This window comes from Citrobacter sp. Cy070, assembly GCF_030332245.1.
Lineage (GTDB): Bacteria > Pseudomonadota > Gammaproteobacteria > Enterobacterales > Enterobacteriaceae > Citrobacter > Citrobacter youngae.
Genome location: NZ_JAOWIG010000063.1, coordinates 1 through 20,429, shown reverse-complemented (window position 1 = coordinate 20,429; position 20,429 = coordinate 1). Strand labels below are relative to the sequence as shown.

At 51.5% G+C, this 20,429-nt stretch carries 19 protein-coding genes, 1 tRNA gene and 1 pseudogene; 9 read left to right on the top strand and 12 right to left on the bottom strand.

What is annotated here, in order from left to right:
* Positions 1-13: 13 nt before the first annotated feature.
* Positions 14-661 (bottom strand): DNA primase, encoded by a 648-nt coding sequence (locus OGY19_RS10185; protein ID WP_115600910.1) that lies wholly within the window; start codon positions 659-661, stop codon positions 14-16.
* A 55-nt stretch (positions 662-716) separates the two neighbouring features.
* Positions 717-1,631, bottom strand: a complete 915-nt coding sequence (gene lafU / locus OGY19_RS10180; RefSeq protein ID WP_199944906.1) for a putative lateral flagellar export/assembly protein LafU — start codon at positions 1,629-1,631, stop codon at positions 717-719.
* Between lafU and OGY19_RS10175 the strand changes: the two are divergent.
* Positions 1,543-3,261: pseudogene (locus OGY19_RS10175) on the top strand (flagellar biosynthesis protein FlhA); the annotation flags it as partial. The gene lafU and the pseudogene OGY19_RS10175 overlap by 89 nt on opposite strands.
* Before the next feature lie 38 nt (positions 3,262-3,299).
* Here OGY19_RS10175 and OGY19_RS10170 read toward each other — a convergent pair.
* The gene (locus OGY19_RS10170) at positions 3,300-4,061 is read right to left on the bottom strand and encodes a C40 family peptidase (protein ID WP_048212535.1); all 762 of its coding nucleotides are present in this window, start codon (positions 4,059-4,061) and stop codon (positions 3,300-3,302) included.
* A gap of 349 nt (positions 4,062-4,410) precedes the next feature.
* Here OGY19_RS10170 and dpaA point away from each other — a divergent pair, with 349 nt between their 5' ends.
* Entirely contained in the window at positions 4,411-5,151 is a 741-nt protein-coding gene (dpaA, locus tag OGY19_RS10165) for a peptidoglycan meso-diaminopimelic acid protein amidase (RefSeq protein WP_003843847.1), read from the top strand.
* Here dpaA and OGY19_RS10160 read toward each other — a convergent pair.
* Both OGY19_RS10160 and lpcA read right to left on the bottom strand, forming a co-directional pair.
* The gene (locus OGY19_RS10160; RefSeq protein WP_003031388.1) at positions 5,122-5,889 is read right to left on the bottom strand and encodes a class II glutamine amidotransferase; all 768 of its coding nucleotides are present in this window, start codon (positions 5,887-5,889) and stop codon (positions 5,122-5,124) included. The genes dpaA and OGY19_RS10160 overlap by 30 nt on opposite strands.
* 212 nt (positions 5,890-6,101) lie before the next feature.
* A complete protein-coding gene (lpcA, locus tag OGY19_RS10155; RefSeq protein ID WP_016151815.1) occupies positions 6,102-6,680 on the bottom strand; it encodes a D-sedoheptulose 7-phosphate isomerase in 579 nt (192 codons plus the stop codon).
* Between the two features lie 239 nt (positions 6,681-6,919).
* On the opposite strand from lpcA, the gene fadE reads away from it, so the two are divergent.
* The 3 genes from fadE (at position 6,920) to OGY19_RS10140 (ending at position 10,832) form a co-directional block, all read left to right on the top strand.
* Complete coding sequence (gene fadE, locus OGY19_RS10150; protein ID WP_048212536.1) at positions 6,920-9,364, top strand: acyl-CoA dehydrogenase FadE; 2,445 nt, start codon at positions 6,920-6,922, stop codon at positions 9,362-9,364.
* 109 nt (positions 9,365-9,473) lie between these two features.
* Positions 9,474-10,241, top strand: a complete 768-nt coding sequence (locus OGY19_RS10145; RefSeq protein WP_048212537.1) for an amidohydrolase — start codon at positions 9,474-9,476, stop codon at positions 10,239-10,241.
* 180 nt (positions 10,242-10,421) lie between these two features.
* On the top strand, positions 10,422-10,832 hold the full coding sequence (locus tag OGY19_RS10140) for a Spy/CpxP family protein refolding chaperone (RefSeq protein WP_101743095.1): 411 nt from the start codon (positions 10,422-10,424) through the stop codon (positions 10,830-10,832).
* A 100-nt stretch (positions 10,833-10,932) separates the two neighbouring features.
* Here the strand turns inward: OGY19_RS10140 and OGY19_RS10135 are convergent.
* Positions 10,933-11,009: transfer RNA gene (locus OGY19_RS10135), tRNA-Asp, on the bottom strand.
* A 134-nt stretch (positions 11,010-11,143) separates the two neighbouring features.
* Positions 11,144-11,872 carry a DNA polymerase III subunit epsilon gene (dnaQ, locus tag OGY19_RS10130; protein WP_075551413.1) on the bottom strand — a complete coding sequence of 243 codons (729 nt, stop codon included), beginning with the start codon at positions 11,870-11,872 and terminating at the stop codon, positions 11,144-11,146.
* A gap of 64 nt (positions 11,873-11,936) precedes the next feature.
* Between dnaQ and rnhA the strand changes: the two genes are divergently transcribed.
* The gene (rnhA, locus tag OGY19_RS10125; protein ID WP_048212540.1) at positions 11,937-12,404 is read left to right on the top strand and encodes a ribonuclease HI; all 468 of its coding nucleotides are present in this window, start codon (positions 11,937-11,939) and stop codon (positions 12,402-12,404) included.
* On the opposite strand, the gene OGY19_RS10120 is transcribed toward rnhA, so the two are convergent.
* On the bottom strand, positions 12,401-13,123 hold the full coding sequence (locus OGY19_RS10120; RefSeq protein WP_115600936.1) for a class I SAM-dependent methyltransferase: 723 nt from the start codon (positions 13,121-13,123) through the stop codon (positions 12,401-12,403). The genes rnhA and OGY19_RS10120 overlap by 4 nt on opposite strands.
* 33 nt (positions 13,124-13,156) lie before the next feature.
* Between OGY19_RS10120 and gloB the strand changes: the two genes are divergently transcribed.
* Together gloB and mltD are read left to right on the top strand one after the other, a co-directional pair.
* Positions 13,157-13,912 (top strand): hydroxyacylglutathione hydrolase, encoded by a 756-nt coding sequence (gloB, locus tag OGY19_RS10115; protein WP_115600937.1) that lies wholly within the window; start codon positions 13,157-13,159, stop codon positions 13,910-13,912.
* Between the two features lie 71 nt (positions 13,913-13,983).
* Entirely contained in the window at positions 13,984-15,342 is a 1,359-nt protein-coding gene (gene mltD, locus OGY19_RS10110) for a murein transglycosylase D (protein WP_115600938.1), read from the top strand.
* A gap of 49 nt (positions 15,343-15,391) precedes the next feature.
* Here the strand turns inward: mltD and OGY19_RS10105 are convergent, their stop codons facing one another.
* The 3 genes from OGY19_RS10105 to OGY19_RS10095 all read right to left on the bottom strand — a co-directional run bounded on the left by OGY19_RS10105 (position 15,392) and on the right by OGY19_RS10095 (position 18,348).
* Positions 15,392-16,162, bottom strand: coding sequence for a class I SAM-dependent methyltransferase (locus OGY19_RS10105; RefSeq protein ID WP_101743093.1), 771 nt, complete (start codon positions 16,160-16,162; stop codon positions 15,392-15,394).
* 78 nt (positions 16,163-16,240) lie between these two features.
* Positions 16,241-17,041 carry an endonuclease/exonuclease/phosphatase family protein gene (locus tag OGY19_RS10100; RefSeq protein WP_048212545.1) on the bottom strand — a complete coding sequence of 267 codons (801 nt, stop codon included), beginning with the start codon at positions 17,039-17,041 and terminating at the stop codon, positions 16,241-16,243.
* Between the two features lie 131 nt (positions 17,042-17,172).
* The gene (locus tag OGY19_RS10095) at positions 17,173-18,348 is read right to left on the bottom strand and encodes an MFS transporter (RefSeq protein WP_115602361.1); all 1,176 of its coding nucleotides are present in this window, start codon (positions 18,346-18,348) and stop codon (positions 17,173-17,175) included.
* A gap of 104 nt (positions 18,349-18,452) precedes the next feature.
* Here OGY19_RS10095 and yafC point away from each other — a divergent pair, with 104 nt between their 5' ends.
* A complete protein-coding gene (gene yafC / locus OGY19_RS10090; RefSeq protein ID WP_061067293.1) occupies positions 18,453-19,367 on the top strand; it encodes a DNA-binding transcriptional regulator YafC in 915 nt (304 codons plus the stop codon).
* Between the two features lie 21 nt (positions 19,368-19,388).
* On the opposite strand, the gene dkgB is transcribed toward yafC, so the two are convergent.
* Positions 19,389-20,192 carry a 2,5-didehydrogluconate reductase DkgB gene (dkgB, locus tag OGY19_RS10085; RefSeq protein ID WP_115600939.1) on the bottom strand — a complete coding sequence of 268 codons (804 nt, stop codon included), beginning with the start codon at positions 20,190-20,192 and terminating at the stop codon, positions 19,389-19,391.
* Positions 20,193-20,429: the final 237 nt, after the last annotated feature.

Here is a 20,429-nt window from a genome sequence, read left to right as displayed (position 1 = left end):
GTCTGTACCTCTGCTACGTCAGTGCGGGTCCATTCATCACAAAGCGCGCATCACACAGATAACGCACAATGTCTTTTGGCGCATGGTCGGCGGGATTTCCTGCCGTACTGACAAACAACTTATTCACTTTGCGCACATTTGCCCGCAAAAGTTTTTCAATCGTCATCAGACGAAATGCATCATCCTCGACGCAGAACAGCTCGTAGTCACCCAGGCGTTCTCCACAGATTTCACAATGGTTCATCCAGTAACGTAGCCCGGTCGTTTTACTTTTATCCAGATAGTAATTGCTGGCTTTGATGTTCTTTTTTATCTCTTCCGGCAGCGTGTTGATATGGAACAAAAATGTATTGCGCCGCACGGACATCCATCTTTTATCATCCTGATTTTGTTTGATAAACCGGGTAAGCATCACACCATGAATATACGTGGGCTGATGGCAATTCCAGCATTGCATTTTCGACGTAATAACCAGGTAATAAGGAGCCACAATATTAAAATTGTCCGTCGCGTAAACATGCTCGCGCAGCGTCTCATTTAACTCATGAGGTTCGGCGTACCAGATACCTGAAACCGGGTCGAAATGCGCCCCCTGACAAGCCACATCGGTGACGTTATCAGTATGAATATCCAATGGAATAATATGGGCTATATCTATCATATTGCCTTCCTGCGGGATAATTTGCCCCCACATTGCGTGGGGGCGGAGAACAGAATTAATGCGTGACGGGAGCAGAGGGTTGACGTAAAGAAGTCACCTGCTTTTGCTTGTCCAGCTTATCAACCAGCGGCTGAACCACTTTCTCGCCGTGCTGACCAAAATATTGATACAGCGTATCGGAAGCACTTTGCGTTAACACCATGATCTCAATACGACGGTTGCCTGCGCTTTCCGGGTTTTTCGCATCCAGCAGCATTTGGTCCGCCATGGCGCTAACCTGCATGACTTTATCCTGCGGCATGCCGGCGTCTTCCAGCACGCGTCGTGCTGACAAAGCACGGTCGCCAGAGAGGTTCCAGTTGTTGTAAATGTTGCTCTTATAGCTCATCGCATCCGTATGGCCGGTGATGATTATCTTGTTGTCCAGCGAGTCAAACACGGGGGCCAGCGCAACCAGCAGCGATTTAAAGAACGGCATAATTTTGGCGCTACCGCGTTCAAACATATTCCGGTTCTGGTCATCTTTAATCAGCACGCGCAGCCCCTGAGGAACAATCTCCATCTCAAGGTTGGTTTCCATATGCGCATTGCGGGCGATGACGTTAATGTCGGTCGCCAGCTCACCCAATTCACGGGCTGATTTTTGCTTCAGCAGCACCGCTTTTTCATTCACATCCAGCGCTTTTTTGGCGTTATCTTCGGTGATTTTCGCCGTCTCTTGCGGGTTAACCGTTTTATCCAGCTTGTTGCGCGTGACGTTTTTCTTCTGCGCGCCTGGCGCTATCGGCTGTTTGCCGAGCTTGTTTAACGGTGCCATGCCGCCACCGTTAAAAATAGACTGTCCATGCAGCGCCGCGACGATGTTTTCACGATCGGCCTTACTGACGCTGTTCACAATCAACTTTATCGTGGTGACCAAAGGTGCAGAGCGTATCTCCGAAGTTTCGGCCCGCTTTACGCTGGACGCCATGCCCGGCAAGCAGATGGCGATCGACGCCGATCTGAACGCGGGGCTGATTAATCAGGCCCAGGCGCAGGCCCGACGTAAAGATGTGGCGGGCGAAGCGGATTTCTATGGCGCAATGGACGGCGCGTCGAAGTTCGTGCGCGGTGATGCCATCGCCGGGATGATGATTCTGGCAATCAACCTGATCGGCGGCGTATGTATCGGGATCTTTAAATACGATTTAAGCGCTGAAGCCGCCTTCCAGCAATATGTCCTGATGACCATCGGTGACGGCCTGGTCGCCCAGATCCCCTCTCTGCTGCTATCGACGGCGGCGGCGATTATCGTTACTCGCGTGAGCGACAGCGGCGATATCGCCACCGACGTTCGTAGCCAATTGCTGGCAAGCCCCTCCGTACTTTATACCGCCACCAGCATCATGTTTGTCCTGGCTGTGGTGCCGGGAATGCCGCATTTCCCGTTCCTGGTATTCAGCGCCCTGCTGGGGTTTACCGCCTGGCGTATGAGCAAGCGCCCGAAGGTGGCGGAGACCGAAGAAAAAAATCTTGAGACGCTGACCAAAACCATCGTTGAAACCACCGAGCAACAGGTCAGTTGGGAAACCATCCCCTTAATTGAGCCAATCAGCCTGAGCCTGGGATACAAACTCGTGGCGTTGGTGGACAAGTCCAAAGGGAATCCGCTCACTCAACGTATTCGCGGAGTGCGACAGGTTATCTCAGACACCAACGGCGTGCTGCTGCCGGAAATTCGCATCCGCGAAAACTTCCGTCTGAAACCGACCCAGTACGCCATTTTTATCAATGGGATCAAGGCTGATGAGGCCGATATTCCCTCAGATAAGCTGATGGCGCTGCCCTCCAGTGAAACCTACGGTGAGATCGATGGTGTTTTAGGCCACGATCCGGCCTATGGTATGCCGGTCACGTGGATTGTCCCGGCGCAAAAAGCCAAAGCGTTAAATATGGGGTATCAGGTTATCGATAGCGCCAGCGTTATTGCGACGCATGTGAATAAGGTCATTCGCAGCTATATTCCCGACCTGTTTAACTACGATGATATTACGCAACTGCATAACCGCCTCTCTTCAATGGCACCTCGCCTGGCGGAAGATCTGAGCGCAGCGCTGAATTACAGCCAGCTATTGAAGGTTTACCGGGCACTACTGGTTGAAGGCGTGCCGCTGCGCGATATCGTCACCATTGCCACCGTCCTGGTCGCCAGTAGCGCCGTCACCAAAGATCATATTCTGTTAACGGCCGATGTGCGTCTGGCGCTTCGTCGCAGTATTACCCATCCGTTTGTGCGCAAAGATGAACTGGCGGTGTACACGCTGAATAATGAGCTGGAGAATCTGCTGGCGAATGTGGTGAATCAGGCACAGCAAAGCGGCAAAGTGGTGCTCGATAGCGTACCGGTCGATCCGAATATGCTCAATCAGTTCCAGACCAATATGCCGCAGATTAAAGAACAGATGAAAGCGGCGGGAAAAGAGCCTGTGTTGCTGGTCGCACCGCAGCTTCGTCCTCTGCTCGCGCGTTATGCCCGCCTGTTTGCACCGGGTTTGCAGGTACTGTCTTATAACGAAGTTCCGGATGAGCTGGAATTAAAAATCATGGGGGCGCTGAGTTAACCCGTGGCAAGGCGGTGCCATTCGCACCGCCTTATTGATTACAGAATGGTATTTTCCGTCAGAATACGACGGGCGCCGAGATAATGATCCTGCCAAAAGTCATCGGATAAATGACTCACCCGAATAGTTTCTCCCGTACGCGGCGATTCAATAAATTGCCCCTGTCCCAGGTAGACCCCCATATGATCGGCAATATCCCGGCTGTGAATATGAAAGAACAATAAATCACCACGACGAAGGTCGCGATTGGCGACGATGGTCGCCCGCCGGTAGTGATACATTTCATTCGCCGTACGCGGCAATTTTGCCGCCAGGATTTTGTTGTAGGCATAAAAAATCAGCCCACTGCAGTCAAAGCCTTGATCCGGGCTGGTCCCGCCCCACAAATAGGGTTTACCTAACTGCTGCTCAAGACGGTGGATTGCCACTTCGGTCATGTTGTGCAGATGGTCGCTGCTGAGAAAATGGTCATTCTCCGCCAGCTCCTGCCAGCGATGATCGCTCGCTTTCAGCGGCCCAGGGAACCACTCCGGGTGCTGTTTAATCAGCGTCCTGTTCTGCTGGCGCAGCGCGCTTTTACTTTGCGCATTACCTACCACCACATAACTTGCCTGCTTTTTTACCTGCGCGTGGTATTGCTTCAGCAGCCGGGCACGATTACGCATGCGCATTTGCGCCGCATAGCTTAGATGGGCGTCAGATAAGAGGGGCTGAACTTTGGCGACAGACGGTGATGACAACACAACACACAAAGACAGCAGACCCGGCAAAAAGCGTCGGGGTGCAGAGACAAAAGACATGAAAACAAAAATACCTAATCAAACACGTTCGGCGCAGTCTACCGCTATTGCCGGGTATTCCATTTTAATATTCGATTATTAAATTATTAATTTTTTAAATTCAATACATTAGAAATTCTGCACTAAAAAGACTCAATGACGTTCGCTAACCTGCAAAATACGCCGGTGTCTGACAGACTTTAAGCACAATTTTCCGTATAAAGAAAATCTAAAGTGTAAACGCAGCACGAGAGACTTGCGAAAAACTCTCTGGGTGATAATGTGAGCGCTCCAGATCCAGATTTATCCGATTTGGGGACTCTTTTTGCCGTCCTGGCGTGTGTAATCGTTTTATCAAGGAATAAGCAGTATGCGTAAAATCGCATTTTTTCTTGCGATGCTTTTATTGCCGTGCGTTTCGTTTGCCGGTTTGCTGAGCAGCAGCAGCCCGACCACGCCTGTCAGCAAAGAATATAAGCAGCAATTAATGGGCTCCCCTGTCTATATTCAGATCTTCAAAGAAGAGCGAACGTTGGATCTGTACGTCAAGATGGGCGAACAGTATCAATTGCTCGACAGCTATAAGATCTGCAATTATTCCGGCGGCTTAGGGCCGAAACAGCGTCAGGGTGATTTCAAAAGTCCGGAAGGATTTTACAGCGTACAGCGTGGACAGCTGAAACCGGATAGCCGCTTCTACAAAGCGATTAACATTGGTTTCCCTAACGCCTACGACCGCGCACACGGTTATGAAGGTAAATACCTGATGATCCACGGTGCCTGCGTTTCCGTCGGCTGCTACGCGATGACCGATAACGGCATTGATGAGATTTTCCAGTTTGTCACCGGCGCGCTGGTGTTTGGGCAGTCCAGTGTGCAGGTCAGCATTTATCCGTTCCGTATGACCGACGCCAACATGCAGCGTCATAAGTTCTCGTATTACAAAGAGTTCTGGTCACAGCTAAAACCGGGATACGATTACTTCGAACAAACGCGTAAGCCACCAACTGTTTCCGTCGTCGATGGCCGTTATGTTATCAGCAAGCCGTTGAGTCACGAAGTCGTTCAGCCGCAGCTGGCATCAAACTACGCGCTCCCCGAGACAAAATAATGCCCACTCGCCTGGCATAATCTTTTGCCAGGTTTCATTGCCGGTTAACGGCTGCGTGGCAATCACGGTGACCACATCATTGGGTGTGGTCTCTGAGCTAAAATCAATCTCCACATCCTGATCCAGCAACGTCGCTACGCCAAATGGCGCACGCCGCGTGATCCAAAACAGGTTGGTCGAACAGAAGGCCATCACATAACGCCCATCAGATAGCAGCATGTTGAAGACTCCCTTCTCCCGCAGTTCACCTGCCAGCATCGCGATATATTTAAATACTGCCGTCATATTGCCAGGCGTGCGTGGATAACGCTCGGTCAGTTTATGCAGCAGCCAGCAAAACGCTTTTTCGCTGTCGGTTTCGCCGACCGGACGGAAATTACCAGTTTCCAGCGATTTATAGCCGCTGAGCTGGCCGTTATGGGCGTATGTCCAGTTACGTCCCCACAGCTCTCGCGTAAATGGGTGGGTATTTTCCAATGCCACTTCGCCACGGTTCGCCTGACGAATATGGGCAATCACAGAACAGGATTTGATGGGATAGTCTTGTACCAGTTTGGCGATAGGCGAATTAAAGCTGGGTTGCGGATCTTTAAACGTACGGCAGCCCTTACCTTCATAAAACGTAATACCCCAGCCGTCTTTGTGCGGACCGGTACCTCCGCCGCGCTGAACCAGCCCGGTGAAGCTAAAGCAGATATCGGTTGGCACATTGGCGCTCATCCCGAGCAGTTCGCACATACATCACCTCCACAAACGCCTTAAGCGGGAAGGCGTAATTGTTACAGCCAATGAAAACTTAAAATAGCAGATAAAACAATATGCTATACCCTAAATAATTCGAGTTGCAGGAAGGCGGTAAGGGATGAAATCCCCAGGAGCATAGATAACTATGTGACTGGGGTTTCTGAGTGAAACCAACGCACCTGCAGCTTGAAGTATGACGGGTAGAGTTACTTAACCATCTCTTTTTCGATCAACTGGATCAGGATATGGATCACTTTGATATGAATTTCCTGAATACGGTCAGCGTAGCCAAAGTGCGGCACGCGAATTTCAATATCTGCACTGCCGGCCATTTTACCGCCATCTTTGCCGGTCAGGGTGATGACTTTCATTCCCTTCTCACGCGCCGCAGCAATCGCTTTAATCACGTTACCGGAGTTACCCGAAGTGGAGATGCCTAACAGGACATCGCCCTCGCGGCCCACGGCTTCCACGTAGCGGGAGAATACATAATCGTAACCGAAATCGTTGCTGACGCAGGAGATATGGCTGACGTCAGAGATAGCGATCGCCGGGTAGCCCGGACGGTTTTCGCGATAGCGTCCGGTCAGCTCTTCGGCGAAGTGCATCGCGTCGCAATGGGAGCCGCCGTTACCGCAAGAAAGTACCTTACCGCCGGCTTTGAAGCTGTCTGCCAACAGGACCGCCGCGCGTTGAATGGCGTGAATATTGGCGTCATCTTTAAGAAAATTAGCCAGCGTTTCCGCCGCTTCGCTCAGTTCGTTACGAATAAGATCCTGGTACATGAGGATATCCTTCAGCATGAATGTAAATGACAAGATGCAGTGTACCGGATAGCGCTACCAGCGAGAAGTACAAGCCACAGGAATGGCTGTCGCTTTTGATTTTTTGTGCCGGTTAAAACAACAACAATGTGAGCTTTGTTGTAATTATTTTGTAAACACATTGCTAAAAGAATTCACATCCACTACAACCATATCATCACAAGTGGTCAGACCTCCTACAAGCAAGGGAGCTTTTCGTTATGATGATTTTGAGTATTATCGCTACGGTTGTTTTGCTCAGCGTTCTGTTTTATCACCGCGTGAGCTTATTCCTCAGCAGCTTAATTTTGCTCGCCTGGACGGCCGCGCTTGGCGTGGCTGGCCTGTGGTCAGTCTGGCTGCTGGTTCCTCTGGCCATTATCCTCGTACCGTTTAACTTTACGCCGATGCGCAAATCCATGATCTCTGCGCCGGTGTTCCGCGGTTTCCGTAAAGTCATGCCGCCGATGTCACGCACCGAGAAAGAAGCGATTGATGCCGGTACGACCTGGTGGGAAGGCGACCTGTTCCAGGGCAAGCCAGACTGGAAAAAACTGCATAACTATCCTCAGCCGCATCTGACTGCTGAAGAACAAGCGTTTATTGATGGCCCGGTGGAAGAAGCCTGCCGCATGGCGAACGACTTCCAGATAACCCACGAACTCGCGGATCTACCGCCGGAGCTGTGGGCGTATCTGAAAGAACACCGCTTCTTCGCAATGATCATTAAGAAAGAATACGGCGGGCTGGAATTCTCCGCCTATGCTCAGGCTCGCGTTCTGCAGAAACTCTCCGGCGTTTCCGGTATCCTGGCGATCACCGTTGGCGTACCTAACTCATTAGGCCCAGGCGAACTGCTGCAGCATTACGGCACCGAAGAGCAGAAGAACCATTACCTGCCGCGTCTGGCACGTGGTCAGGAGATCCCATGCTTTGCCCTGACCAGTCCGGAAGCGGGTTCCGACGCAGGCGCGATCCCTGATACCGGCGTGGTTTGTATGGGCGACTGGCAGGGCCAGCAGGTGCTGGGTATGCGCCTGACCTGGAACAAACGCTATATCACGCTGGCGCCTATCGCTACCGTGCTGGGTCTGGCATTTAAACTCTCCGACCCGGAAAAACTGCTGGGTGGCGAAGAAGATCTTGGCATTACCTGTGCGCTGATCCCAACCTCAACGCCAGGCGTACAAATTGGACGTCGTCACTTCCCGCTGAACGTGCCGTTCCAGAACGGCCCGACGCTGGGCAAAGATGTCTTTGTTCCAATTGATTACATTATCGGCGGCCCAAAAATGGCCGGTCAGGGCTGGCGCATGCTGGTGGAATGCCTGTCCGTAGGACGCGGTATTACCCTGCCGTCTAACTCGACGGGCGGTGTGAAATCGGTCGCAATGGCCACCGGTGCGTATGCGCACATTCGTCGCCAGTTCAAAATCTCTATTGGTAAGATGGAAGGTATTGAAGAGCCGTTGGCACGTATTGCGGGTAACGCCTACGTGATGGACGCTGCGGCGTCGCTGATAACCTACGGTATTATGCTGGGTGAAAAACCGGCGGTGCTGTCGGCCATCGTGAAGTATCACTGTACCCACCGCGGGCAGCAGTCAATCATCGATGCAATGGATATCACTGGCGGTAAAGGCATTATGCTTGGGGAAAGCAACTTCCTCGCCCGTGCTTATCAAGGCGCGCCAATCGCTATTACCGTTGAAGGTGCCAACATTCTGACCCGTAGCATGATGATCTTCGGTCAGGGTGCGATTCGCTGCCATCCGTATGTTCTCGAAGAGATGGCGGCGGCGCAGAGTAACGATGTGAATGCGTTCGACAAGCTGCTGTTCAAACACATCGGTCACGTCGGCAGTAACAAAGTGCGCAGCTTCTGGCTTGGCCTGACGCGTGGCTTAACCAGCAGCACGCCAACCGGCGATGCGACCAAACGTTACTACCAGCACCTGAACCGTCTGAGCGCCAACCTGGCACTGCTTTCGGATGTGTCCATGGCCGTACTGGGCGGTAGCCTGAAGCGCCGTGAACGTATCTCCGCGCGTCTGGGTGATGTGTTAAGTCAGTTGTATCTGGCCTCCGCGGTGCTGAAGCGTTATGACGATGAAGGCCGTAATGAAGCAGACCTGCCGCTGGTCCACTGGGGCGTTCAGGATGCGTTGTACAAAGCGGAGCAGGCGATGGACGACCTGCTGAAAAACTTCCCGAACCGTCTGGTCGCAGGCTTGCTTAATGTGGTTATCTTCCCTACCGGTCGCCACTACCATGCACCGTCTGACAAGCTGGATCATAAAGTCGCGAAGATTTTGCAGGTTCCAAGCGCCACCCGTTCTCGTCTTGGTCGCGGTCAGTACCTGACGCCAAGCGAACACAACCCGGTTGGCTTACTGGAAGAGGCGCTGCTGGATGTGATTGCAGCCGACCCTATCCACCAGCGGATCTGCAAAGAGCTGGGTAAAAACCTGCCGTTTACCCGCCTGGATGAACTGGCGCACAATGCGCTGGCCAAAGGGCTGATTGATAAAGACGAAGCCGCAATTCTGGTGAAAGCCGAGGCGAGTCGTCTGCGCAGCATCAACGTGGATGACTTTGAACCCGAGGCGCTGGCGACTCAGCCGGTAAAGTTGCCAGAGAAGGTGCGTAAGGTCGAAGCAGCATAACGCTAACGCACAACGTTCAGCCCCGCTCAATGCGGGGCTTTTTATTGCCACATTTTCGTTAAGGCTCATGCTACAGTGTCAAAATGCTGTTCAACGAGGAGCCTCGATCGTGCCAGGTTTAAAAATTACGCTGCTGCAACAACCGCTGATCTGGATGGATGGCCCGGCCAACCTGCGCCATTTCGACCGCCAACTGGAAACCGTCACCGGGCGTGACGTTATTGTGTTGCCCGAGATGTTTACCAGCGGATTTGCAATGGAAGCGGCAAACAAATCGTTGCCGCAAGAGGAAGTTGTAAGCTGGATGCGTAGCAAAGCGCAGCAGACGAATGCCCTGATAGCAGGTAGCGCGGCGATACAGTCTGAACGGGGGCCGGTGAATCGTTTTTTGCTGGTTGAACCCGAAGGCACCGTGCATCTCTATGACAAACGCCATCTGTTCCGCATGGCGGATGAGCATCAGCATTATCAGGCAGGTGAAGAGCGCATCATCTTTGAATGGCGTGGTTGGCGCATTCTACCGTTGGTCTGTTATGACTTGCGTTTTCCGGTGTGGTCGCGTAACCGCAACGACTACGACCTCGCCTTGTATGTGGCTAACTGGCCCGCACCGCGCTCGCTGCACTGGCAGATTCTGCTCACCGCACGGGCAATTGAAAATCAGGCGTATGTAGCAGGATGTAACCGTGTGGGAACCGATGGTAACGGGCATCATTATCGTGGTGACAGCCGGGTGATTAATCCGCAGGGTGAGATTATTGCCACCGCCGAGCCGCATCAGGCCACACGTATTGACGCTGAGTTGTCACTCTCGGCGCTACGCGAGTATCGCGAGAAGTTTCCCGCCTGGCAGGATGCTGACGCTTTCATCCTGTAGAGTTCGCCTTCCCTCCCGCCACGGACCATGTATCCACGGCGGGATTGTTTCACTCCGTAACCAACCGCAAAACAAATTCGCGTGGCGACATGCATCGGGCAACGTATTCTGCAAGGGATAATCACTCGTCACCAGCGAGTGGCAGACAATGTCGATAATTCCCTTATCAGGATTTCAATAATGAAAAACTTCGTACGCATGACTTTGCTGGCAGTTACCGTGGCTGGCGCTTCTTTTAGCTCGCTTGCAGCAACCACATCTAATGTTCCGGCTCCGGCCCAGGATCCGGTCGTTCAACACCTTAAGTTGACCAACGACCAGGTGGCGCAGATTAAAAAACTGCACCAGCAGCTTGAAACCAATGTCGGTCAGATTTCAGTGAAAGACGTTAAAGACGGCGCGCTAATTGACGTCATCAAGTCCGGGAAATGGGATGAAGCAGCCGTCAAAAAACAGCTTTCGGCGTTCAGCAACATCGAACAACAGGCGCGTTATTACCGCGTGAAATACTACTTTGACCTGAACAAAGTGCTGACCCCAGAACAGCGCCAGCAGGTGCAAAAAGATATCGCACAGACGCTGAGCGAGTAACAGCAAGGCCTGCAATAACATATGGTTGCAGGCTTTTATTTTTTTGGGCAGTAAAAACGACGAAAGCCTGAATCATTTCTGATTCAGGCTTTCTGAATAGTGGCGGAATGGACGGGACTCGAACCCGCGACCCCCTGCGTGACAGGCAGGTATTCTAACCAACTGAACTACCACTCCGCGTTGTGTTCCGCTTGGGAACGAAGCGAATATTACGGATTGCCTCGCGCCTCGTCAACGCTTTTTCTCACGTTTTTTAATCGTTTGCTGCAAAAATCACCCGAATGACCATTTCTGTACTGTAAATACCAGAACTAGGCCCGCCAGAGGCAACTTCCGCCCTTCTTCTGTACCAGGTCAAGGCGCGACTCATGGGCTGCCAGCTCTTCATCAGTGGCGAAAACAACGCGTAATTTACTGGACTGACGCACAATGCGCTGGATCCCCGTATCATTCTGCTGCTGACTGTCACCTTCCATTGAGAACGCCATGGTGGTCTGCCCACCGGTCATCATCAGATAAACGTCGGCCAGAATCTGGGCATCGAGCAATGCGCCGTGCAGGGTACGCTTGCTGTTGTCTATCTCATAGCGTGAGCATAACGCATCAAGGCTGTTACGCTTGCCAGGAAACATTTTCCTCGCCAACGCCAGGCTATCGGTCACTTTACAGAAGGTGTTCGTCTTCGGGATATCGCGATGGAGTTTCGCGAATTCGTAATCCATAAAGCCGATATCAAACGATGCGTTATGGATAACCAGCTCCGCGCCACGGATATAGTCGAGAAACTCATCGGCAACATCGGCGAACGTGGGTTTATCAAGCAGGAATTCATCGGCGATTCCGTGTACGCCAAACGCTTCCGGGTCCACCAGCCGATCCGGCTTCAGGTAAACGTGGAAGTTATTTCCGGTCAGGCGGCGGTTCACCACTTCAACCGCACCGATCTCAATGATCTTGTGGCCTTCGTAGTGGGCGCCAATCTGGTTCATACCGGTGGTTTCGGTATCGAGGACTACCTGTCGTGTAATTCCAGTGCTCATAACGGTCATTTATGTCAGACTTATCGTTTGATTTCGATTTGCTAAAACAGGAAGTCTACCAGAGATGCTTAAACAGGTAGAAATTTTCACCGACGGTTCATGCCTGGGAAATCCAGGGCCAGGTGGTTACGGGGCGATTTTACGCTATCGCGGGCGCGAAAAAACCTTTAGCGAAGGCTACAACCTCACTACCAATAATCGCATGGAGCTGATGGCGGCAATCGTTGCGCTGGAAGCCCTGAAAGAACAGTGTGAAGTGATACTCAGCACGGACAGCCAGTATGTGCGTCAGGGCATTACGCAGTGGATCCACAACTGGAAAAAGCGCGGCTGGAAAACCGCAGATAAAAAACCGGTGAAGAACGTCGATCTGTGGAAACGTCTGGATGCCGCGCTGGGGCCGCACCAAATCAAATGGGAATGGGTTAAAGGGCACGCGGGTCATCCGGAAAACGAACGCTGCGATGAGCTTGCTCGTGCTGCGGCAATGAGTCCCACCCAGGATGATGTTGGGTATCAGGCAGAGTCTTAAGCATCTGGCTTGCGGTATTGTCGGGTTGCCCCAACGGCCTGGCGGATGCGTGCCTTACTTTTACTTTGTTTCATCGGATTGAGCGTAAGCGGAATTGTTCGCTTGCGCGCGACAACCAACTGCAAACAGCCTAGTGCCGGAATATGCGCACTTAACATTTTACCGCCCTGCTTCGCCCAGGGCAGTACGTGGAACCGGCTATAGTGCAGCACCTCAAAATTCAGCAAAGAGAGCCAATCCAACTGGCGCATCAGGGTAAACATCCGGCTGTTGTAAGGCGGTGTTTTACGTAGCACTGGCACCAGCTTACGCAACCCCATCAGGCTAACCGGGTTAAACCCGCTCAGTATTAACCAGCCATCATCAATCAGTACCCGGTCGGCTTCACGCAATAAGCGATGCGGATCGGCGCACCACGGTAGTGTATGCGCCAACAGGCAAACATCCACGGATTTATCGGCAAAAGGAAGGTGTAAAGGATCGGCTGTGACCTGCATGGGCGAACCCTGCAAAGAAACATTTACCTGATGAGAAACCGCGCACGCTTCAGAATCGATTTCTGCGCTTAAATTACCAATCTTAAGCAGATGAAAACCGTACATTTTTGCGAACCACGGATTAAGCTGATGTTCCAGCGCCTCACGATAGTGTTCGCCCCAGGGCATATCATCCCAGCTAACGGGCGCTACGACAGTTTGAGGGATCCTTGCCGGTTTCATCACAACCTTCCGTTACGCATTGAGAGGTAATTTATGAATCTTAACAGTATTCCCGCATTTCAGGACAATTACATCTGGGTCCTGACAAATAATGAAAATCGTTGCCTGATTGTTGATCCGGGCGAAGCCGCTCCCGTTTTGAAAGCCATTGCAGAATATCACTGGGTGCCAGAGGCCATTCTCCTCACCCATCACCATCAGGATCACGTCGGCGGTGTGAAAGAACTTTTGCAACATTTCCCACAATTAGTGGTTTACGGACCGGCTGAAACGCAAGATAAGGGAACGACCCATATAGTCGAAGATGGCGATATTGCACTCGTTTTGGGGCATGAATTTAGGGTAATTGCTACTCCGGGTCACACTTTAGGACATATCTGTTACTTTAGCCATCCTTACTTATTTTGTGGTGACACACTCTTTTCTGGCGGTTGCGGTCGACTTTCCGAAGGCACAGCAACCCAAATGTATCAATCACTTAATAAATTAAGTGCGCTTCCTGATGATACATTGATCTGCTGCGCCCATGAGTACACATTAGCAAACATGAAGTTTGCCTTAAGCATTCTGCCGCACGATTCGTTTATTAATGATTATTATCGTAAAGTTAATGAGTTACGGGTAAAAAAACAAATGACGCTACCCGTAATTCTGAAAAATGAGCGACGAAATAATCTTTTTTTAAGAACAGAAGATATTGATTTAATTAACGAAATAAACAAAGAAACAATATTGCAACAACCTGAAGAGCGTTTTGCATGGTTAAGGTCAAAGAAAGATACGTTCTGACAATTCCGGGTTGCCTTTTGAAAACTTCGCCGTTATGATCGGTCGTCTTTTAAGCAACTATTGACACACACATGAAGGCAAAAGCGATATTACTCGCCTCTGTCCTGCTTGTTGGGTGCCAGAATACTGGTAACGTCCAACAGCACGCACAGAGCCTTTCTGCAGCTGGTCAAGGGGAAGCAGGAAAGTTTACAAGTCAGGCGCGATGGATGGACGATGGAACATCTATCGCTGCTGATCAGGATTTGTGGGCTTTCATTGGTGACGAGCTAAAGATGGGAATTCCGGAAAACAACCGGATTCGCGAACAAAAACAGAAGTATTTACGCAATAAGAGCTATCTCCACGATGTAACTTTACGGGCAGAGCCGTATATGTACTGGATAGCCGGGCAAGTTAAGAAACGTAACATGCCTATGGAACTGGTACTACTACCCATAGTGGAGAGCGCTTTTGATCCTCACGCAACGTCTGGCGCCAATGCCGCAGGTATTTGGCAGATCATTCCGAGCACGGGGCGCAATTATGGTTTAAAACAGACCCGCAATTATGATGCACGTCGCGACATTGTGGCTTCCACCACTGCCGCGCTGGACATGATGCAGCGTCTGAACAAGATGTTTGATGGCGACTGGCTGCTGACTGTTGCCGCGTATAATAGCGGTGAAGGTCGTGTCATGAAGGCAATCAAAGCGAACAAATCTCGGGGTAAATCCACCGATTTCTGGTCGCTCCCTTTGCCTCAGGAAACAAAGCAGTATGTGCCCAAAATGCTGGCGTTGAGTGATATTCTCAAAAACAGCAAACGCTATGGCGTGCGTCTGCCAACTACAGACGAAAGCCGCGCGTTGGCACGTGTTCGCCTGAACAGCCCGGTTGAGATGGCTCAGGTTGCCGATATGGCGGGTATTTCCGTCAGCAAGCTGAAGACCTTCAATGCAGGTGTGAAAGGCTCCACGTTGGGTGCCAGCGGTCCGCAATACGTGATGGTACCAAAGAAGCATGCAGAGAAGCTGCGTGAGTCTTTGGCTTCCGGCGAAATTGCAGCCGTACAGTCAACGCTGGTTGCGGATAACACGCCGCTGAACAGCCGTAGCTACAAAGTTCGCTCTGGCGATACGCTTTCCGGCGTCGCTGCACGTCTTGGCGTGAGCACGAAGGATCTGCAGCAGTGGAATAATCTGCGTGGATCATCGCTGAAAGTGGGCCAAAGCCTGACCGTAGGTGCGGGTACCAGCGCGCAGCGGTTGGCTAATAACAGCGATAGCATCACCTATCGTGTGCGTAAAGGCGACTCGCTGTCGAGCATTGCCAAACGCCACGGGGTTAACATCAAGGATGTGATGCGCTGGAACAACGATACGGACAATCTGCAGCCAGGCGATCAGCTCACGTTGTTTGTGAAAAACAACGGCATGCCGGACTCCTGATAGCATTGTAGAAATGAAGGCACTGGCTTCCCCCCAGTGCCTTTTTTATTTATCCCGCTTTATGCGCCTCAACCATGATCGTGTCGCTGGTAAACGAGCCATCTTCCTGCAACGCAAAGTAGGTTTTCACTTCAACAGAAGCACTCTGTTGGTAAACACGAATCGCGTCGCTCAACGCTGCAGGCGTGCGCATCCGTGCCACCCACGAACTGAACTCCAGCGGCAGACGGTCAGTTAACAACGTATCGGCAATCAGATTGGCATCATTGATTAACGACAACCACTCTCCGCTGGAATAGTTGCGTACGTGTGAGGTATCACGTAACGCCTCCACGGTTTGCAACCAGATATCACGGACCGGATGGCCTGGCGACATCACATCCATCACAATCAGCACACCGCCGGGCTTCAGAACGCGGTTCACTTCCCTCAGCGCGCGCCCGACATCATGCCAGTGATGCGCTGAATAGCGGCTAATCACCACATCAAAAGCGCAATCGCTGAACGGCAGGCTCTCTGCGTATCCCTGTCGCGTGGTGATATTATCCAGGCCCTTCTCTTTTGCAGCCTCTGCGACCACCTCAAGCATTTGAGACGATAAATCATAAGCCACAACCTGTTGTACGTGTTGCGCAGCCACAAAGCTGGCGTGCCCCGCTCCACATCCCATATCCAGTACCCGTGCCTGTGGAAAAGCAGACAGCCTTTCCGCCAGTCGTTGTAAATCACGACCCGTAGCATGTACGGTGCTGGTTAAATAGGCATTAGCCTGAGAGCCAAACTGCTTTTCGACGTTGTCATGGTGGGAGCGTGTTGTCATTGTGTTGTCCTTCGGTTGTTGTGAAATATGAAGAGCAGCACCATCACAGGCCTGCCCTACGGCAGACCTGACACACCGTTATTGTTCAGGTTTGCCGGGACTGAATTCAACGAGTAGCGGGTTGTGGTCAGATGCGCGGGTGACCAGCACAGAGGCTTCACTCACGTTCAGACCGCGATAGAACACAAAATCGAGAGGACGACCAAACGCGCGGCGGCGCTGATCGTCAGTAAAGCGTACCTGGCGCAGTGACATTTCACGCGCAAAGCGGTACAGCGCATTCATCCGTCGACGGCTCCAGGCATTAAAATCGCCGGCCATGATCACCGGACCGCTGTGATGAGCAATCTGATCGCCAATCGGAAGTAACTGCTTGCTATAGACATCAACGCCAAGGCTAAAGTTAACCGCGTGGATATTCACCACCATTAATAGCCGAGTGTCAGGCAATGGGTACACCGTCACCAGCGCCGATTTCGCCAGCCGTAAAATCGGCTCACGCTCGCGCAATGGGCAGCAGTAAACGGGGTGGGCGGAGGAAAGCGTCATGACGCCAGAGGGATGCTGGGGCAGCACAAAGGCCGGAACCTGATCGGCAGCAAGATAGTTAGCGGTCGCAAACTGCACCAGTTCTGGCGTGGTTTGCGCTTCCTGCAATAACACCAGATGCGCGTCTTTGCCAAAATTCTTCAACACCGACTGCCATTCTGCCCGTTGTTGCTTAAAAATATTCCACACCAGCACGCGAATGCGATCTTCACTGCTTAACGGTACGCCTGCAGGTAATGCCTGGCCGATATGCGCAAATGACCCAGGCGGTAAAATCCGCTCAACGGGCTGTCCGGCAACATAGCGCATGGCATAGGTGTTTTTTCGCACTTTAGACTTTCAAACCTCTATAACGTCAACCAGCCCGCAGCCGGACTGGTTCTTCTGTTATAGGGACTTTAGCACTCACTTTCAACGAACAATTACAGTTTGTTTTGTAAGTGGGTACTTACATCAATGAATTATCCCAATACTACCCGCACCGGTTTATCCAGGCGACCGCTGATACTCATCAGTAAAAAAGCGACCAGAACAATCAGCGCGCCAATCCACGGAGTCTGTGCTAAACCATAATGCTCTACCGTTTGTCCGCCAATTACAGAGCCAAGCGCAATGCCAATATTAAACGCAGCAATATTCAGACCTGATGCCACATCCACCGCATTTGGGGTAAATTGTTCCGCTTTCTGTACCACGTAAACCTGCAACCCCGGTACGTTACCGAAGGCGAAGATCCCCATAACAAGAATCGTCACTAACGCAGCGTATTGCGTAGAGGCTGTCAGTTGAAAGACCATCAGCAGGACGAACAGCGCAGCGAAGATAAATTTCAGCGCCGGGACAGCACCATGTTTATCCGCCAGCTTACCTCCCCAGATATTACCGATAGCGACCGATACGCCATAGCCCAGTAAGATCCAGCTTACCGCTGCCGGCGAGAAGCCAGCCAGGTCCTGCATCATAGGAGCCAGGAAGGTGAATGCCGTGAATACACCGCCGTAGCCCAGTGCTGTAACAGCATAAATCAGCAACAGACGGGGATGAGTCAGCACCTTCACCTGGTCGCGAATGCTGGCGGCCGCCCGACCCGGGATGTTGGCTGGGATCAGCAGTTGGCTGCTAATCAGTGCAATAACACCCAACAGAGATACAGCAAGGAAAGTCTCGCGCCAGCCAAAGTGCTGACCGATAAACGTACCCAACGGCACGCCCGTCACCAGCGCCACCGTTAAGCCGCCAAACATAATGGCGATGGCGGAAGCGGCTTTCTCTTTTGGCACCAGGCTTGTCGCGATGGTAGAACCAATCGAGAAGAATACGCCGTGTGCCAGGCCTGTCAGCAGGCGGGCGACAATGAGTGTCATATACCCGGGTGCCTGCCATGCCAGCAAATTCCCCGCCGTAAACAGAACCATCAGCGCAACCAACAGTTGCTTACGTGGCAGACGTCCGGTCAGGGCAGTCAATACTGGCGCCCCGATCGCGACACCCAGCGCATAGATTGAAACCAGCATCCCGGCAGAAGGTAAAGAGATCGCCAGTTGTTCAGCAATGGTCGGCACCAGGCCGACAATCACAAATTCAGTCGTGCCAATAGCGAAGGCACTTATTGTGAGTGCAAATAAAGCGAGAGGCATAAATAGCTCCATATCATCAATAATCAGATGACACGTAGTATGCCGGGATGTTTTAATGACAAAAATATTCAAAATCTCAATATAATTTTGCTTCAGGTGCAAAAATGAAAGCGACATCCGATGAACTTGCGATTTTTGTAGCCGTAGTTGAAAGCGGTAGCTTTAGCCGGGCGGCAGAACAGCTTGGACAAGCCAATTCCGCGGTCAGTCGGGCAGTAAAAAAGCTGGAGATGAAACTGGGCGTCAGTTTGCTGAATCGCACAACCCGACAGCTAAGCCTGACTGAAGAAGGAGAGCGTTACTTCAGACGTGTGCAGCAGGTACTGCAGGAAATGGCAGCTGCAGAAATGGAAATCATCGAGTCGCGTAATACTCCGCGCGGTCTGCTACGTATCGATGCGGCAACACCGGTGATGTTGCATTTCCTGATGCCCCTGATCAAACCTTTCCGTGAGCGCTATCCCGAGATGACGTTGTCGCTGGTTTCCTCAGAGACATTTATCAATCTTATTGAACGAAAAGTGGATGTTGCGATACGTGCCGGTGCCTTGACTGACTCAAGTCTGCGCGCACGTCCACTCTTTACCAGCTACCGCAAGATTATTGCTTCACCTGACTATATTGCCCGCTTCGGTAAGCCAGAGACTGTTGAAGAGTTAAAGCAGCACCTGTGTCTGGGGTTTTCTGAACCCATTTCGCTCAATACATGGCCCATTGCCTGTAGTGACGGACAATTACATGAGGTTGAGTGCGGCCTGTCTTCGAACAGTGGCGAAACGCTGAAGCAGCTTTGCCTGAACGGCAACGGTATTGCTTGTCTTTCAGATTATATGATTGATAAGGAGATCGCTCAGGGTAAGCTGGTCGAATTGATGGCGGATAAACGACTGCCAGTCGAGATGCCTTTCAGCGCGGTGTATTACAGCGATCGTGCCGTCAGTACTCGTATTCGGGCATTCATCGATTTTTTAAGTGAATATATAAGAACAGCTCCCGAAGGAGCTGTAAAAGAGGGTTAAAGGCACAGAGGGGTCAGGCAATTAATCCCACTCAGGCGCCAGACCTTCCGGGCTAACCAGGCGGTCGTTGCAATCCAGAGCAGCGATTGCCGCTTTGTCTTCCGCATCAAGGTGCAGTTCCAGCGCCAGCAGGTTGCTTGCCAGGTTTTCACGCTTGGTAGAAGAAGGGATCACAGAGTAACCTTCCCCCATCGCCCATGCCAGAATCACCTGGGCCGGCGTCGCGTTATGTTTAGCCGCAATGCCAGCAATCACTTCATCTTTCAGCGCCTTACCGTAAGCCAGCGTCATGTATGAGGTGATGTGGATACCGTGCTCTTTCGCCCAGTCAACAACCTTACGGCTTTGCAGATATGGAGATAACTCAATCTGGTTAGTCGCAATATTCTCTGCACCCACAGCAGCAATAGCTTTTTCCATCAATGGGATAGTGAAGTTAGAGATACCAATTTCACGAGTCAGCCCTTGCTCTTTAGCTTCGAGCAATGCTTGCATAAACTCTTCAACAGAGACGGCATCTCCTGGAGATGGCCAGTGGATCAGCGTCAGATCAACATAATCTGTGCGCAGTTTTTTCAGGCTCTCTTTCAGGCTTGGGATCAGCTTATCTTTGCCAAGATTTTCAATCCAGATCTTAGTTGTGATGTACAACTCATTACGCGGTACGCCACTTTCGACAATCGCCTGACCAACAGCCGCTTCATTATCATAGATTTGTGCAGTGTCGACAGCACGGTAGCCCAGATCAAGCGCCGTTTTAACAGAAGCGATAACCACGTCGTCTTTCAGGCGGAAAGTACCTAAACCAAATGCAGGGATTGTCATAGAATTCCTCTTTTTAATCACAATGTTCGTTAACTGAGGGGATTATGACCTTCTGCTCTTTATAGAAAAAGAGCGAACAATGCAGAGGATTTTTGCGAATTCAGCAATAATAAAGTTACAGGCAAAGAAAAAGCCCTGAGCAAATGCTCAGGGCTCTTAATAAGTGGCGGAACGGACGGGACTCGAACCCGCGACCCCCTGCGTGACAGGCAGGTATTCTAACCAACTGAACTACCG